Annotated in this window: 10 protein-coding genes; 9 read left to right on the top strand and 1 reads right to left on the bottom strand. The window is 62.5% G+C overall.

Annotation, left to right across the window (positions count from 1 at the left end):
- Window positions 1-168 precede the first annotated feature (168 nt).
- The 8 genes from ACR0P8_RS06620 (at window position 169) to clpB (ending at window position 12,649) form a co-directional block, all read left to right on the top strand.
- On the top strand, window positions 169-564 hold the full coding sequence (locus ACR0P8_RS06620; protein ID WP_432624343.1) for a transposase: 396 nt from the start codon (window positions 169-171) through the stop codon (window positions 562-564).
- Window positions 565-890: 326 nt separating this feature from the next.
- Complete coding sequence (locus ACR0P8_RS06625) at window positions 891-1,721, top strand: YggS family pyridoxal phosphate-dependent enzyme (protein WP_432624352.1); 831 nt, start codon at window positions 891-893, stop codon at window positions 1,719-1,721.
- Between the two features lie 449 nt (window positions 1,722-2,170).
- Complete coding sequence (locus ACR0P8_RS06630) at window positions 2,171-3,163, top strand: class C sortase (protein WP_432624344.1); 993 nt, start codon at window positions 2,171-2,173, stop codon at window positions 3,161-3,163.
- Window positions 3,164-3,320: 157 nt separating this feature from the next.
- The gene (locus ACR0P8_RS06635; protein ID WP_432624345.1) at window positions 3,321-5,879 is read left to right on the top strand and encodes a DUF7604 domain-containing protein; all 2,559 of its coding nucleotides are present in this window, start codon (window positions 3,321-3,323) and stop codon (window positions 5,877-5,879) included.
- Between the two features lie 117 nt (window positions 5,880-5,996).
- On the top strand, window positions 5,997-7,589 hold the full coding sequence (locus tag ACR0P8_RS06640) for an isopeptide-forming domain-containing fimbrial protein (RefSeq protein ID WP_432624346.1): 1,593 nt from the start codon (window positions 5,997-5,999) through the stop codon (window positions 7,587-7,589).
- A gap of 346 nt (window positions 7,590-7,935) precedes the next feature.
- Complete coding sequence (locus ACR0P8_RS06645) at window positions 7,936-8,523, top strand: hypothetical protein (RefSeq protein ID WP_432624347.1); 588 nt, start codon at window positions 7,936-7,938, stop codon at window positions 8,521-8,523.
- Window positions 8,524-8,626: 103 nt separating this feature from the next.
- The gene (locus ACR0P8_RS06650; protein ID WP_432624348.1) at window positions 8,627-9,448 is read left to right on the top strand and encodes a fumarylacetoacetate hydrolase family protein; all 822 of its coding nucleotides are present in this window, start codon (window positions 8,627-8,629) and stop codon (window positions 9,446-9,448) included.
- 480 nt (window positions 9,449-9,928) lie between these two features.
- Window positions 9,929-12,649 (top strand): ATP-dependent chaperone ClpB, encoded by a 2,721-nt coding sequence (clpB, locus tag ACR0P8_RS06655; RefSeq protein ID WP_432624349.1) that lies wholly within the window; start codon window positions 9,929-9,931, stop codon window positions 12,647-12,649.
- A 79-nt stretch (window positions 12,650-12,728) separates the two neighbouring features.
- Here clpB and ACR0P8_RS06660 read toward each other — a convergent pair whose 3' ends face one another.
- A complete protein-coding gene (locus ACR0P8_RS06660; protein ID WP_432624350.1) occupies window positions 12,729-13,634 on the bottom strand; it encodes an ATPase P in 906 nt (301 codons plus the stop codon).
- A gap of 173 nt (window positions 13,635-13,807) precedes the next feature.
- On the opposite strand from ACR0P8_RS06660, the gene rmuC reads away from it, so the two are divergent.
- On the top strand, window positions 13,808-15,142 hold the full coding sequence (gene rmuC / locus ACR0P8_RS06665) for a DNA recombination protein RmuC (protein ID WP_432624351.1): 1,335 nt from the start codon (window positions 13,808-13,810) through the stop codon (window positions 15,140-15,142).
- Window positions 15,143-15,448 lie beyond the last annotated feature (306 nt).

Here is a 15,448-nt window from a genome sequence, read left to right on the forward strand (position 1 = left end):
GCTCCTGCCTTGATGAGTTCCAGTGCCTCGCGCCGGAACCCGTCGTCGTAGTGTTTCCTTCGATCCTCGCGCATACGAAAGAACCGCACCTCCGATCATTGAATCTGAATTTCTTCAGTCCAACAATCGGGGTGCGGTTCAAAAATGGCAAGAAGGCATTTTAACCGATTGGAAGTAGAATACCTGCGTATGCTACCGGCGATTGATTCGGTGACGGAAAGCAGGATCACGTATTCGCGTCAATTCCAGATCGACTGCATGAGGCGCTATCTTCAGGGGGAGAGGCCGACCGCGATTTTCACCGCCGCGGGACTGAGCCCATCGGTCATCGGACACAAGCGCATCGAACGCAACATCGCCCGATGGAGGCGCGACGAAAGCATCATGGAAAAGGCGAAGCAGCCGGAATCGTCGGACACGCCCGTCAATATGACTCCGAGCGAGCTGCCGGAAGTGGCCTTGGGCAAGATTCAATCGCTGGTATGCCAGGTGCTGTCGCTGAGCGAACGCGTCGAAAAACTGGAACATACGGTGGAAGAGTTGCGTAAGGGGGATAGGGGCTGACTGTCCCGTGAATCGTCTTTTCGGCGGTTCGTGGCCGTTTATCTGGTATAAATGGCTATGCAGACGGAGTCTTTGAAGTCCCCCTTCTACTGCCGTCTGGTTTTATAGCCCGTGCGAATTTCGACCGCTTTATCGCTTCACTTCAGGTCGTCGTACGGGCTTCTTCATGCGTTGTCGCAGGTTTTCTGGTAACACTTGCTGTAGCACTGTCTGGTAATACTTTCCGGTAGCACTGGTATCGGATTCCGGCGGATGATGGAAGGGCTGAGATCAGCCGTTGGAATTGGCCGTGGACCGGTCGCGGCATTGACTGTGAGAGGTGGATGATGACTGCGTATATGGATCACAAGGATCTTGCCAACGAGACGATTGAGGACGCGCGCTCACGTGAGATCGCGGACGGCGTGCACCGCGTGCTGGACCGTATCGCATCGGCGGAGGAGAAAGCCGGCCGCGAAGCCGGTTCCGTACGATTGCTGGCCGCCACGAAAACGCGCGACGTCGGCGAAATCATGGCCGCGATCGACGCGGGCGTGCGCATGATCGGCGAGAACCGTCCACAGGAAGTCACGGCGAAGGCCGATGGTCTGGCGAAACGATGCGCGGAACGCGGATTCACGCTGGGCGTCGCCGACAATGCGGCCGATTCAACGGAAGCTGTTACGTCCGCGCATATCCCGTTCCATCTGATCGGCCAACTGCAAAGCAACAAAATCGGCAAGGTGCTGCCGGTGGTCAATACCATCGAATCGGTCGATTCACTCGACCTGGCGGAAAAGATCTCACGCAGGGCCGTGGCGCGCGGCATCACCGTCGGCGTGCTGCTGGAAATCAACGAATCCGGCGAGGAGTCGAAATCCGGATGCGACCCCGCGCACGCCATCCGCATCGCGCAGAAAATCGGCACATTGGACGGTCTTGAACTGCAGGGCCTGATGACGATCGGCGCGCACGTGAACGACGAAACGGTGATCCGCCGCGGCTTCGCTCATCTGCGCAAGACCCGCGACCTCATTCTCGCGTCCGGCGAACCGGGCACCGGCAACTGCCATGAACTGTCGATGGGCATGACCGGAGACATGGAACTGGCCATCGCCGAAGGCTCCACCATCGTGCGCGTGGGCACCGCCATCTTCGGCGAGCGCGCGTTCATCTGAATCGCTTGACCGTCCGATCTGTGGCGTCCGCTGGTCGGCGGAATGGTTGGCATGCCATTCCGCTGGTCGGCAGGATGCTTTGTTGATTGATGTGGCGATCGGCGGAAGTAACGGAAGCGGCGGAAGTGGGGGAGAAGGGCCGTTTCGTGTCTGAATCCGCGGTTTGGTGCCTGCAACCGTTGTCTTTTCAGGGGGATGCCCTCCTATAGGGGGCAGAGGCTTTCCTTTGTCGGGTGTGAACATGGGTGTGTTCGAAGGAGAAACCCATGTCCTGGCTTGCCTGCCGGTCGATGCGCGGACCTGTTCGCAGGCTCGTCCATCAGACGGAATCGTATATTTATTCGGCGTCTCGTGCGGCTGTCCACGCGCATGCGGACGGTGCCGTTTACGGTTGTGACGATTGCTGTGATGCGGCGGATGGCTGTGTGAATGGTTGTATGGATTGCCGTATGCCGACGTTTCGCGCGCCGTCGTTTCGTAAGGCGATCGACATCTCCGATGTGGTGCGTTCGCGAAGATTGCGGCGGATTCGTTTCGCTGTTGCGCGGTGCGTGTCGATGCTGCTGGTCGTGGGTGCGGTGGCGGTGGCGTCGCTGCCGTTTATGATGCAGGCGCGTTCGGCCAGGAGGCTTGCGGAGGCTTCCGATTCCGTGGCGCGCGTCGTTGCCGGATGGCCGTATCCGATGGCTGAGGATGAGCTGGAACGGGCACGTGAATATAACCGTCGACTTGCCGTGGAAGGGCAGCCGGTGCTGGGTGAGGCCGCGGACCCGTTCACGGCGGCGGATGATGGGGCTGGCGGTTCCGTGGTTTCCGTGGCGGACGTTGATACGGAATACCAGGGTCTGCTGGATTCCGGCGCGGGGATCATGGGCACGGTGCTGGTGCCTGGAATCGGTGTCGAACTGCCGATCCGGCATGGCACGTCCGAACCGGTGCTCGCCGTCGGAGCCGGACATCTGTACGGCACGAGCCTGCCGGTCGGCGGCGAGGGGACGCATGCGGTGGTCACCGGGCATCGCGGTCTGGCCGAATCGATGATGTTCACCCGGCTCGACGAGCTGGACGAAGGCGATTTCATGTACGTCAAGGTCATGGGCGAGACGCTGGGATACGAGGTGGACCGGATCAGCGTGATCGAGCCGGATGACGTCTCGAAGCTGAAAATCGTGCCGGGGGAGGACCGGCTGACGTTGATGACCTGCACTCCCTACGGTGTCAACACGCATCGCCTGCTGGTATCCGGCCATCGCGTGGCCATGCCGACGCCCGCACCGAATCCAGCCGACGTGCACGATCCACGCGCCGAAGGGCTGAACGCGCTCGCCGTCACCGCCGGTTGCGTGGCCGGTGGCATGACGCTGTGCTGTCTGATCGTGCGTTCGGTCCGGCCGCGACGAACCGTCATGCGCCACGCCTCCGCCCGTCCGGCCGGCAGATAATCGGCATGCAAGGGGAAAATCCGCGGATCCACACGTCCGGAACGCTCCCCGACCCCATCAATGGAGGGTAAGGCCCGCATGGTTCCAATCCCTAATGTTTCGAAGCATGGAGGCGCAAGGGCAATCCGCCGCAGCGCCGATGAGGGATGGATTTGCCATGAAACGGATGAGGGACCTGCTTGCCGTTCTCGCGAACCGGCATCGTGGTTGGATAAGAGGATTCACGGCTGCGCTCGCGGCTCTTGCGATGCTGGCCGGTATGGCCGGAGCGGGGTCGATCGCGTTCGCCGACGAAGTCGCGTCGGAAAACGGCGATACGACCGTCGAATCCATGGACGATCGGACGGACGCAAAACGACAGGCTGAAGCCGATGCCACGGAAAACGGCGATACGGAAGACGTTGTTGTGGAAGCCGATATGGAAGGCGGCGACTCCGAGAACGGCGGTCCGGAGCGGATGACGTCCGATGGGAGTTCGCAGGAGCGATCGGACGGACATCAATCGCAACAAACGGAGAACCAGCCCGAAACGGGAGACCAGCCTGCGGGCGGACAGCCTTCGGCTGGATCCGACGGACTATCTGAGGATGGTGATGCGCCGGTTCAGAACGACGATCGCAAGAACGACGCTGGGCAAAGCGGCACGGATGATACGACGGATGATATCGCGGATACGGAAGCCGACGGCGATGATGCCGACGATGCTGATGGTGCCGACGATGCTGATGATGATGACAAGAACGGCGCCGAAATCGAAGGAAAAGCCGACGACAAGGACGCCGACGATGAGACGAACGACAGCGACGGCAAAGATGATAAGGACGGCAAGACGGACGAAGACGAGGAAGCCGACGATGCGGACGACGACCACATCATGCGCGAGCGCTTCACCTTCAATAGAAAAACCGTGATGCGCGCCGCGGCGAACGAGACCGTGCCGTCGCCGGACCATACGAAAAGCATCGTCTACAACGGCGGCGGCAAATACACGCTGAATCTCGACGTGGTGGGCAAGGATACCCGCGAAACCCAGGAAATCACCTCCAAAATCGAAGTGGTGCTCGTCCTTGACACCTCCGGCTCCATGGACTTCTGCATGAACGGCCGGCAGGAAGGCTGCGACGATGCGAATCCAAGGCGTCTGGACGCGTTGAAAACGGCGGCCGACAGCTTCATCGACGCCACCGCGGCCACCAACGCCACCATCCGGGACGAGAACAGCAAAGTACGCATCGCCATCACGCGATTCGGCCGGAATTCCGGCACGGTGCTTCCACTGACCAGTGACGCCACCGTGCTCAAATCGTCGGTGAACAGCCTGTCCGCCGTCGGCGCGACCCCCGCCGACCAAGGCATGGACGCCGCGCTGAACGCATTGAACCAGGCCAGGCAAGGCGCGAAGAAAATCGTCATATTCTTCACCGACGGCGTGCCAACCACCCAAAGCGACTTCAGCCGGGACGTGGCCAACCGCGCGGTACGGACCGCGCGAACCATGAAAACGGCGGGCGCGCTCGTCTACAGCATCGGCATCTTCGACGGCGCCAATCCGGAACAGGAATCGTTCAACAACCGCAGGGAGGACGATCAGGCCAACCAATTCATGCACGCCGTCTCCAGCAACTATCCGGACGCCACCGCATACAACCGGGCCAACTGGGGACAGGGAGGCAACCTCGGCTACTACAAGGCCACCAACAGCGCGGACGATCTGAAACGCATCTTCGACGACATCCAGCAGGAGATCACCACAGGAAGCGCCTACAGCGGCGTCTCCATCGTGGACGAGCTGTCCGCGTACGCGCAGGTCGACGGCGTCACCTGGAACACGGCCGACACGCGGACCATCGCGGGAAACACCTACTACCGGGTCACCGGAGGCGCGACGCTGAACGTCACGAATCTGCCGGCCGGCGCCCAAGTTCCACGGGAGGGAACCGACTACACGATCTGGTACGGCGACGCCGGTTCCGGCGGCAACGGCACGATCCGCGTCGAATTCGCGGACGATTACGAGCTGAAGCACGATGCGACCTACACGCTTTCGTACGGCATCGTTCCGACCGACCAGGCCTACGCGCGGGTCGATATGGTCGGCGGCGGCATCAACTACGACGCGACCGGCGACGGAGGAACCGGCGAGACCTCCGCGGGAAAGCCCGGCTTCCGTTCGAACGCCTCGGCGCAGGTCTGCTACACGTTCGACCGGCAATCCGACTGCGCGGCCTACCAGCATCCCGTGCTGCAGGTGCCGTCCGCCGACGTGGTCGTGACGAAGCATTGGGAAGGCGGCACGCCATCCGGTTCGGCCACGCTGCGCATCGACCTCATGCAGGACGGCGCGTCGATGGCCGGCAGGGACCTTTCCGAGGACGACGCCGTATCGACCGGCGAATGGCGGATGACGTTCCACGGCATGATGCCGGGCGACTACACCGTCACGGAAGGTGCGATCGCAGGCTACGGCGCGAAGGACGGCGTCACCTCGGTGCCGATCTCCATCACCAGGACCGACATGTGGGCCGCGTTCGACGAAGGACGTACCGCGACCTACGAAGCCTCGTTCACCAACGTGCGGCAGACGGTGGCCGCGCTGCCATTGTCAGGAGCGACGAACGAACGGACATGGCTGATCGTGGCCGGAACGGCCGCGCTGATCCTGCTGCTCGCGGGCATCCTCGGACTGGCCGTGACCGGACGTGGACGGCCGCTGTGAACGGAAATCGGATGCAAGCCGGATGAATCGTCCGAATCAATCGAACATCTTTCCCAAAACCAACCAATCGGCCATGGCGACAGGGCCGAACAAACCAAGAAAGAGAGGTCTCTCATCATGAAGACGAGAAGACTCTGCGCAGTAATCGCCGCGGCGGCAACCCTGCTGGGCGGCATGGCGTTCGGCACGGCCGGAGCATACGCGGCCGGCGACGCGTCGATCGAAGTGCGGCACTCGCGGGAAGGACACACCTACTCCGCGTACAAGTTCGCATCGCTCACCCCCGACGGCGACACCGTGCAGGTGGACACGGACGCCGACTGGGTCCAGGCGGTGACCGCCGCCGTGGTCTCGGCCAACGACACGACGTCCGCCAGTGCCATGCCAAGCGAATATGACGGCAATCCCGCTGCGTTCGCCGCCACCAAAACCGGAGACAATGACGCGGAATGGTTCCGCTCCTTCGCCGGCGCGCTGGCCATCGGCACAGGCATCACGGCGGACGGAACCGTCACCGGCAACGGCGAATCCGCGACCATCAGCCCGCTCGAGGAAGGCTGGTACCTCATCACCGATGTGGACAAGGACGGCAGCCGTGGCGTCAACGCCATCGTCGCCACCACGCTCGACGGCGTGGCCAAGACCTTCACAGTGAAGGGCGATCCGGCCACCGGCCAAGGCAAGATCGACGCGGTCGGCGCGTTCGTGGCCAAAAACGAGGACGAGCCCGAACAACCGGACAAGACGGCCGACCAGACCACCACGGCGGACGGCGTGGGCATCGGACAGACCATCACCTACACCATCGCGCTGGACATTCCGGCCGCGGCCGAAGGCTACGACACCTATCCGTACTTCGTGAAGGACGTCGCGTCCAAAGGCCTGACGGTCAACAAGGATTTCTCCGCGAAGATCGGCGACACGGACGTGCCATTCACCTACGTGACCGAGCCGACCGTCGGCTCCGACGGCAAGACCACCACTGTGCTGGAATTCGATCTGGCCGGCAGAAGCGGCCGACTGGTCATCACCTACACCGCAGTGGTCAACAAAGACATCATCGCTGCAGGCGGCAAGATTTCCAACACGGCGTCCGTGTCCCGCGACGGCGAAGCGTGGATTCCTCCGGTCGAATTCGAGTCCTACACCGGCGGCTTCGACTTCCACAAGTACGGCGTCGGCAATGACGCCAACGGCCTGGCCGGAGCGACGTTCAACGTGTTCGAAGGACCCGCGGTATCGAAGACCCCGCTCAGATTCGTCAAGACCGGGGAAGGCGCGTACCGTCTCGCCGAAGCATCCGAGGGCGAGGATGACGGCGCTTCCGCCGATGTGGTCACCACCACCGGCAACGTGAGAATCACGGGTTTGAAATCCGGCGAATACACGCTGAAGGAGATTGGTTTCGTGAACGGCTACGCGAAGAACTTCGTGCCGACCTTCACCGTGAAGCTGACTGTTAGCCAGAAAGACGGTGCTTCGACCGTCGAACTGGTCGGCGGCAACAACCTCGGTTTGGCGAGCATGGACGAGACAGACAAGACCCAGGTCATCCAGGTCAAGAACGTGAAGAACATCACGCAGCTGCCGCTCACCGGCGCTGCCGGAACCGCACTGTTCACCATCGTGGCCCTGGTCATGGCCGGAGCCGGACTGCTGATCGCGTTCCGGTCCCGTGACGTCGACTCCGGTACTACGACCGCCGTCTGACGGCCACGGCCTGACTTCCGGTCCCCGTCCAGCGGGCGGGACCGGGCAGGCCGGGTCCACCAGGCAACGGTGCCTGTACGGGTGGGTGAGTCGCCGGGAATACCGGCGGCCCACCCACTTTTTCGCATGTTTCCCGTGCATCTCCCGTGCGTCTGGACATGAATCGACGGTACTGATTCGGGGGATGTTCAGGCGACGGTTGAACGACCACCCCCAAATGGATACGATAGTGGATGAAGAGAGCAATCGAATGGCATGACGGAGGCCGATTCGACTATGCGATGGGGTGCTGCACGGTCGCAAACCCGTGCCGCGCCCGCATCGCACCAAGCCGAAAGGGAACATCATGCACAACGGCGGTGGAACATTCAGTCCGGAGGAAGTCGAATATCTGCGATCGCTGCCGGTGGTCGCCGAAGCGACGTCGAAACGCATCACCTACACGGAATCGTTCAAACACAACTGCATGCGCCGCTACCTTGCGGGCGAATCACCGGTCGAACTATTCCGGGAAGCGGGCCTCGACCCGTCGCTGATCGGCTACAAACGCATCGAACGCTGCTTCGCGCGATGGCGCGCGATCCCATGCCGCATGCACACGGACAAACTGGTGCCGGTCGACGGACGTGCTATGGACAATGGGAGCGTGCCGGACGATGGACGTGCGATGAACGAAAGTCGCGCGGAGCGCGGTGGATATACGGCGGACGATGCGCATACGGCGGGCGATGGCCGTGCATCGTATGACGGCCATACTGCGGATGGTGGAAGGACGGGCGCCGCGGATGTGGGCGCACGTGCGGCCGTCGCATCCGCGTCTGCGTCACGAACGGACACCGACGTGCGCGACCTGCTCATCGTCCAGCAGGTGCGGCGCATCGACGCGCTGGAACGTGAGATCGTCGCCCTGCGCGCCGAACTCGGCCGCGGATGAAAACTTGCGCACGGCGGACGAGCGAATACGTCGGTAGCGACGCATTGCGCGCAGGATGACGCATTGCGCGCGCGGAGGACGGGCGGAAGGTAGACTGGCGGGTATGAGAATTGCACGTTTCACACATGATGATGTACCGCAGTACGCCTTCGTACAGACCGACAAGGATGACGGCAAGGACTACCTCGTGGCCTTGAACGGCTACCCGCTGTCCGGACAGGCCGTAGAGCCGACCGGCGAACGCTATCCGGTGGACGGCGACGGCATCCGCCTGCTCGCGCCGGTCATTCCGTCCAAGGTGTATGGCCTGGCCAAGAATTATGAGGCGCATGCGCAGTTCATGCACGAGGCCGGCCATTCCGAGATCAAGCACGCGCCGGAGGATATGGTGATCTTCACCAAGCCGAGCACGTCCGTGATCGGACCCGACGATCCGATCGTGATTCCGCCGTGTTCGAACGATATGAATTTCGAGCCGGAACTGGCTGTGGTGATGGGGCGCATCGCCAAGAACGTGCCGGTGGAGAAGGCCATGGACTATGTGCTGGGCTTCACCTGCGTGAACGATGTGACGTTGCGTGACCTGCAGGGGCTCGATCCGATGTGGACGAGGGCGAAGGGCTTCGACACCGCGTGCCCGTTGGGTCCGTGGATTGTGACGCGTGACGACGTGAATTGGAAGGATGCGAAGATTTCTTTCACGCTCAACGGCGAGGATGTCGAGATGGCGTCGGGCACCACGGCGAATCTGATTCATGGCATTCCGGAGCAGATCGCGGCGATTTCGAGCTTCACCACGCTGCTGCCGGGTGACGTGATCATGACGGGCACGCCGAACGCTTCCGGTCATCTGGATCCGGGCGATGAGGCGATCGTGCATGTTGAGGGCGTCGGCGATCTGCGCAATGTGGTGGTGCGTGGCTGACCGTCGCTGACGGCTGTTATCCGCCCTTGGTTGCTTGGCTGTGTGACTCGGTTGCTTGGTTGCGGCCGGCTTCGGCGGCCGGCTGATTGCCGGCGAGCCTTTGTGCATGGCGGGTTCCGTGGCGTTTATAGCGTCGCGGACCCGCCATCGTCGTATTTTCGGACGCCTTGCTCAATTGCGGAATCGGTTATATCTGATTTCGTTGCCGTTTTCCCGATGAAATCAGCTATAACTGATTTCATCAGCATTTCATCCGACAAAATCAGTTATAACTGATTCTTTATGTCGTATGGGAGGTATGTATCCGGACTGCTTTGACGGCGATGCCATTTAAGAAACGCAAAACTTGAGTGTGTTCGACTCAAGTTTTGGGAATATAATGGCGGTGAAGTCGGTTGGGCATATCAGACAACGACATATGCGCCCCGGCCCGGACACCTTCCGATCGGTCCGGGCGGGACGCGAACCATGGAGGATGATATGGAACAGAAGTTCACGCAGATGGCCCAGGAAGCGCTTTCCGACGCCATCCAGAACGCGTCGGCACTGGGCAATCCGCAGGTCGACACCCTGCACCTGCTTGACGCGATGCTGCGTCAGGAAAACAGCATGGCGCGCGCTCTCATCGAAGCCGCGGGCGGCAACGCGCAGAACGTGAGCGCCGAAACGCACCGCGCGCTGGGCAACCTGCCGAGCGCCAGCGGCTCGACCACCACGCAACCGGACGTCAGCCGCCAGCTCGCCGCGGTGCTGTCGCAATCCGAAAAGGAAATGCAGCGGATGGGGGACGAATACGTCACCGTCGAACATCTGCTCATCGCCATCGCGGCCGCGAAGCCGAACCAGAGCGCCGACATCCTGGAGAAGAACGGCCTGGACGCGGACAAGCTGCGCAAGGCCGTGCCGACCGTGCGCGGAGGCGACAGGAAGGTCACCAGCCCGGACGCCGAAGGCAGCTACAAAGCGCTGGAAAAGTACTCCACCGACTTGACGGCCGCGGCCAAGGAAGGCAAGCTCGACCCGGTGATCGGACGCGACCAGGAAATCCGCCGCGTCATCCAGATCCTGAGCCGCCGCACCAAGAACAACCCGGTGCTGATCGGCGAGCCCGGCGTGGGCAAGACCGCCGTGGTCGAAGGCCTCGCGCAGCGCATCGTCGCCGGCGACGTGCCCACCACCCTGCAGAACAAGAAGCTCATCTCGCTCGACCTGGGCTCCATGGTGGCAGGCTCCAAGTACCGTGGCGAATTCGAGGAACGCCTCAAGAGCGTGCTCGAGGAGATCAAGAAGGCCGATGGACAGATCATCACCTTCATCGACGAGATCCACACCATCGTCGGCGCGGGCGCCGCGGAAGGCTCCATGGACGCGGGCAACATGCTCAAGCCCATGCTGGCCCGTGGCGAACTGCGCCTGATCGGCGCGACCACGTTGGACGAATATCGTGAGAACATCGAAAAGGATCCGGCGCTCGAACGTCGTTTCCAGCAGGTGTTCGTCGGCGAGCCGAGCGTGGAGGACACCATCGCCATCCTGCGTGGCATCGCCCCGAAGTACGAGGCGCACCACAAGGTCACCATCGGAGACGACGCGCTGGTCGCCGCCGCGACGCTGTCGAACCGGTACATCTCCGGCCGCCAGCTGCCGGACAAGGCCATCGACCTGGTCGACGAGGCCGCCGCGCACCTGCGTATGGAACTCGACTCCTCGCCTGAGGAAATCGACGAACTCACCCGCCAGGTGGAACGCCTGAAGATGGAGAAGTCGTACCTGCTGGGCAACCCGAAGAACGACGAAGCCGCAAAAAAGGCCGAAACCGAACTCGACGACAGCGCCAAGGACCGTCTGGCCGACCTGAACAAGGAAATCGCCGACAAAAGTGAGAAGCTCAACGGGCTCAAGGCGCGTTGGGACGCCGAAAAGAGCGGACACAACCGCATCGGCGACCTGCGCAAGAAGCTCGACGAGCTGCGCACCCAGGCCGAACGCTACGAGCGCGAAGGCGACCTGGCCAAGTCCTCCGCCATCAACTACGGCGAGATTCCGGCCATCCAGAAGGAAATCGCCCAAGCCGAAAAGAACGAGCAGAACACGAAGGACGACACCTCCGCCGACGTGCCGATGGTCCCCGACCGCGTGGACGCCGACTCCGTCGCCGAAATCGTCTCCGACTGGACCGGCATCCCCGTCGGACGCCTCATGCAGGGCGAGAACGAGAAGCTCCTGCACATGGAGGAATACCTCGGCAAGCGCGTGATCGGCCAGAAGGAAGCCATCAAGGCCGTGTCCGACGCCGTGCGCCGCTCGCGTGCGGGCATCTCCGACCCGAACCGCCCGACCGGCTCGTTCCTGTTCCTCGGCCCCACCGGCGTGGGCAAGACCGAACTCGCCAAGGCGCTCGCCGACTTCCTGTTCGACGACGAGAAGGCCATGGTGCGCATCGACATGAGCGAATACATGGAGAAGGCCTCCGTGTCCCGCCTGATCGGCGCCGCGCCGGGCTACATCGGATACGAGGAGGGCGGCCAGCTCACCGAGGCCGTGCGCCGTCGTCCGTATTCGGTGGTGCTGTTCGACGAGGTGGAGAAGGCCAATCCGGAAGTGTTCGACGTGCTGCTGCAGGTGCTCGACGACGGACGTCTGACCGACGGCCAGGGCAGGACCGTGGACTTCAAGAACACGATTCTGATCATGACCTCCAACCTCGGCTCGCAGTTCCTCGTCAACCCCGACATGGACGCGGACGCCAAGAAGAAGGCCGTGATGGATGCCGTGCACATGCAGTTCAAGCCGGAATTCATCAACCGTCTGGACGAACTGGTCATGTTCCACCCGCTGACCCGCGAGGAGCTCGGCGGCATCGTGGACATCCAGGTCTTGCAGGTCGCGGCACGCCTGACCGACCGCCGCATCACGCTCGACGTGACCGATTCGGCCCGCGAATGGCTGGCCAACGCCGGCTATGATCCGGCATACGGCGCCCGTCCGCTGCGTCGCCTGGTGCAGACCGAGGTCGGCGATCAGCTGGCCCGCATGCTGCTGGCCGGCGAGGTGCACGACGGCGACACCGTGCTGGTAGACCAGACTGGCGGCGACCATCTGGAGCTGTCCGCGTGGGCCGCGGGCCAGCTTGAGGACATGGACGAGGACGAGGTGGACGGAACCGATGGCTCCGCCGATTCGGCTGATTCCGCTCGGTGATACCGATTATGCCGATTCCTGGCCTTGGCGGGGAATCGGCGGCATTGGCCGATTCGAGGCTGAATTAATGAATGGCTGATTAATGGCTGGCGGCCGTCGATGGACGGCTGTCGGCCATTTCGTTTTCCGATTCCGGCTGACTCTCCGGCAGTCTGTCGTAGGCCTGCAACACCAGTCCCGCAACCGACAGCACGGTCGAGCCGAGCAGTATCGCGATCGCCAGCTTCGGCTGCACGCCGAACGCCAGCCACAATGCGCACGTCCACACCGCGACCACCATCGTCACCGACGTGGTGATCTGCAGCACGCGTGCACGGATCTCATGGCCGATCGCGGCGCGGAAAAGCGTTTCCTCCGCACTGCCCGCCTGCTTTTTCCCGGTCTCCGACTGTGACCGCGCGGCCAGTCGCCGCCGGACGATCGTGTTCGCCAAGGAAAGCACGGCGACCACGCCTACAAACGCGAAATACGGGTCGCGCGAACCGGCCGGGAAAATCCAGGAAATCACGCACAGCAGCAGGCTGTACGCATATACGATCGCCATGCCAAGTGAAACCAGGGAATCGCCGTTCGGCCGACGGCGACGCAACGCCGGCAGGCCGCGCTGATGGATCGGCGCGGCGCAATAGAACATGACCGGCGTGATGACGATGGCATGCAGCCACGGATTGGTCATCCAGCCCGGCAACGCGATTCCGGCGAGCGACAGCAGCGTTACGACGAGCGTCGGAATGGTGAGAATCAGGGCGATGACGAGACGTTTGCCGGGATGGTCGAAGGTGGAAGTGGCGTTGTCGTCGTTGTTTGTCGGGGCCGCTGTTTCGCCGGACGTTCCTTTCGTTTGCGGCGTTTTCGTTTGTGACGCCTCCGGCCGCGACGGAATGTCCGTCGGCGCGTCCGTGCTCGGGAACAATCGCAGCAAAGCCCAGGTCGCGATGGCCGCGGCGACGATCGACACGGCCGCCAAAAACAGATCGAATCCCATGATGTCCCTTCGAGATATCTCTTCAAATACGCGGGCAAGTTCGCGTTCGGCTGATTTCAGCATAGTGCACGTTGGCATGGCATGCGGTCGTTCCTCCGGATGAACGCGAATATGGACGGATATGGGCTGATGCACGTTTGCCGTGGTGCGGTCAGCATGATATAGTCGAACGTATGTTCGATAATCCTGTGTTTGTTGTGATATTGCTGGTGGTCGTGGCCGCGCTGGGGGCGGCCGCGGGCTTCTTCGCGGGGCGTGCCAAGGGGCAGGACATGGCCCGCGGGGCCAAGGAATCGGATCTGAACGAGGCGAAGGCGCAGATCGAGGCGGATCGGCAGGATATCGGCGACCTCAACGCGAGCGTGATGCGGTACCGTACGCAGGCGGAGGGGCTCGCGCAACAGCTGACGTACCTCAAATCGCAACTGGCTCAGGCGCAACGTGCCGAGGAGATGCGTGCGGAACGTGAGCGCCAGCGTGCCGCCGACGAGGCGGAACGCCGCCAGGCCGAAAGCGAGCGGAAGATGCAGGAGCAGAGCAAGGTGCTGTCCGCCTTGGCCCCGGTGCAGAAGAACCTTGACGCGCTGCAGGAGAAGGTCGCGCAGATCGAGGAGGGGCGCAAGCATGAGATGGGCGCGCTCGGCGAGCAGCTCAAAGGACTCGGCGAGCAGCAGGCGCGTCTGGACCGTGAGACGAGCGCGCTGTCGTCGGCGCTGCGCAACAACAAGGTGCGAGGCGCGTGGGGCGAGGCCCAGCTGCGCAACATCGTGGAATCGGCGGGCCTGCTGGAACACGTCGATTTCGACACCCAGGTGGTGGTCACCGACTCCGACGGGCATACGCAGCGGCCTGACATGGTCATCCACATGCCCGGTGGCAAAAGCATTCCGATTGACGCCAAGGCGCCGTATGCCGACTACCAGCGCGCGTGCGAGATACCGGACACCGCGCCGGCCGAGGAGCTGGCGCGTAAGGACGAGCTGCTGCATGCCCATGCCAAGGCGGTGCGCGAGCATGTGAAGACCTTGGGAGACAAGGCCTACTGGAACGCGTTCAGCGACGCCCCGGACTTCGTGATCGCGTTCATCCCCAACGAATCGCTGCTGCAGGCCGCGTTGGAGACCGATCCGACGCTGATGGACGACGCCTTCGCGCAGAAGGTGGCGCTGACCTCGCCGATCACCCTGTGGGCGGTGCTCAAATCCGTAGCCTACGCGTGGCAGCAGCAAAGCCTGACCGACGACGCGAAAATGCTGTTCGACCTGTCCCGAGAACTGTACGAGCGTTTCGCGGTGCTGGGGGAGCGGGCCACCAAACTCGGCTCCGCCATCACCAAAACGGTGGGCGCGTACAACGCGTTCGCATCATCGCTCGAATCGCGTGTGCTCGTCACCGCGCGAAAGCTGCAGCGCGTCGACCAAAGCAAGGTCATCGCCCCCGTCGAAATGATTGCGCCCGAAAAAGCGGACATCCGCGAGCTGACCGCTCCCGAAACCAGTGGCGAGTAGCTTTTGGACGTGCCGCGGACGGGAGTTCGACAGAATCGACGTGGGCCGGACGGGATGTTCGACTTCGCATGCTTTGCATTGATATGGCGGCCGCATTACGATGTGAATGACGAGTTGAAAGGATAGGTTGGGAACCATGACCGAAGAGAACACTTTCCGCAGGACGGCACCGATTCCGGCGCAGGATCCCACCGTTCGGCCTGACGTCGCATCGACGGAATCCACAGTCGATTTCGCCATGCTTGAGCCGCGGGACCAGCTCAAAACACTGCTGCGGGCCGAAATGAAGGACAAGCCGTTCTCGGA

It is taken from the genome of Bifidobacterium sp. (assembly GCF_050874245.1).
Taxonomy (GTDB): Bacteria; Actinomycetota; Actinomycetes; order Actinomycetales; family Bifidobacteriaceae; genus Bifidobacterium.